At 23.7% G+C, this 1,830-nt stretch carries 3 protein-coding genes; all 3 read left to right on the forward strand.

The window, feature by feature from the left end; all coding sequences use genetic code 11:
• Positions 1 to 181: 181 nt before the first annotated feature.
• The 3 genes from LPC13_RS16605 to LPC13_RS16615 all read left to right on the forward strand — a co-directional run bounded on the left by LPC13_RS16605 (position 182) and on the right by LPC13_RS16615 (position 1,772).
• Positions 182 to 733, forward strand: coding sequence for a cob(I)yrinic acid a,c-diamide adenosyltransferase (locus tag LPC13_RS16605; RefSeq protein WP_005213294.1), 552 nt, complete (start codon positions 182 to 184; stop codon positions 731 to 733).
• A 124-nt stretch (positions 734 to 857) separates the two neighbouring features.
• A complete protein-coding gene (locus LPC13_RS16610) occupies positions 858 to 1,094 on the forward strand; it encodes a TIGR04540 family protein (protein WP_195245353.1) in 237 nt (78 codons plus the stop codon).
• 162 nt (positions 1,095 to 1,256) lie between these two features.
• Entirely contained in the window at positions 1,257 to 1,772 is a 516-nt protein-coding gene (locus LPC13_RS16615; RefSeq protein ID WP_005213299.1) for a hydrogenase maturation protease, read from the forward strand.
• The last annotated feature ends 58 nt before the right edge of the window (positions 1,773 to 1,830 follow it).

A 1,830-nucleotide genomic window follows, 5' to 3' on the forward strand; every position in this document is an offset into this window, starting at 1 on the left:
AATATTAAATTTTATCCACAACTAATAATAGAAAAACCCTCTGTTTTTAAACAGGGGGTTTTTCAACAAACTGAGAACATAATAAATATTATATATTTATTATGTTCTTTTTCATTTTTTGCTTGACATTAATATTAACAAAAAAGTATTATAAATAAAATTAATATATATATTAGGAAAGATGAAAGTGAGTGATTATAAAATGGAGAAGGGACTTATTCATATATATTGTGGTGATGGAAAAGGAAAGACTACAGCAGCGATGGGCTTAGCTATAAGAGCTGCAGGTAGAAAGAAGAAAGTTTTTATAACCCAATTTCTAAAAAGTGGGAAAAGTGGAGAATTAATATCATTAGAAGAATTACAAGAATATATAACTTTTATGCCGGGAAAGCCAGTAAATAAATTTGTTTGGAATATGAATGAAGATGAAAAGAAGCAAGCCAAATTAGAGCATACAGAACGATTCAAAGAGATTATAAAAATAATGAATAATGAAAATTATGATTTATTAATTTTAGATGAAATTATAGCAACTATAAATAATGATTTTATTGAGTTAAAAGATGTAATTGAATTCTTAAAAAATAAGCCTAATGGATTAGAAGTTGTTATGACAGGAAGAGATCCTAAGAATGAACTTATAGAACTTGCTAATTATGTTACTGAAATGAAATGTATAAAGCATCCTTTTAAAAAAGGAGTACCATCAAGAGTAGGAATAGAATTATAATATAAAAATTTTAACTTTTAAATAATTTTATGTTAAGATATAATTAGTAAACGACTTATAATTTTGATAAGTTTAAGTAATTTTAAATAATAAAGTATTTAAGAAGAGAAAAAAGGAGTAACAAATGAGAGCTGTTTATAGAAATCCAAAAGAACTTGCAACTAAATTAAAGGATTTAGTAGATTTATATCAAGATGATTTATTAGCATATGAAAAGCTAGAAGCTACAATAGTAACAATGATAAAAGCTAATGATGACAGAATATATAAAAATGGATTTATGCCAACAAAGTTAATAAGTGCTATAGGGGAAGAAAGAAAAAGCATAATTGATAAAATTGCACAAGAAAATAATCTATAATAGATATGATAATGAAACTTTAGAAGGTGTTATTAATTTTTTAATAATACTATCTAAAGTTTTTATTTATATAAAAGCTAAGAAATTTACGTAAATACGATAATAATATTATTATATTTCTAATAAAAATTATATATAAATACTTTTTAAGGAGTTTTGTGTATGATTAAAATATTTGGCATTGGAAATGTATTATTAAGTGATGATGGAATTGGTGTAAGAATAGTAGAACACTTAAGAGATAAATTAATGGATTTAAACGATTATTATAAGCAATATGATGAAGAGATAGCTGTTATTATAGGTGAAAATGATTATTTATATTGCTTGAATAATATAAAAGAAGATGATTATATAATAATTATTGATGCAACTTGTTTTATGATAAAACCAGCAACAGTAACAATAAGAAATTTAAAAGAATGTGATGAATTTATAGAAGGCGATTTTATAGGTGAATTATCAACGCATGAAGAAAGTTTCTTAAATTCAGTAAGAAGAGAGAAAAATAACATAGATGGATGGTTAATTGGGATAGAGGTAAGTAAGATAGATTATAGCTTACAATTATCTAAAGAATTATCGAAAAAATTTAATTTTATTTCTTACAGTGTGTTTAATAAAATAATAGAGATAATAAATAGAAAATTAAGTGAAATTGGTGTTAGTATAAAGTAGTGGACACATTAAATCGAACTAAGTAAAATAATATTTAGTTAAGAAAGGATGTGTCCAT

Source organism: Clostridium celatum, from assembly GCF_021412605.1.
GTDB lineage: Bacteria > Bacillota > Clostridia > Clostridiales > Clostridiaceae > Clostridium > Clostridium celatum.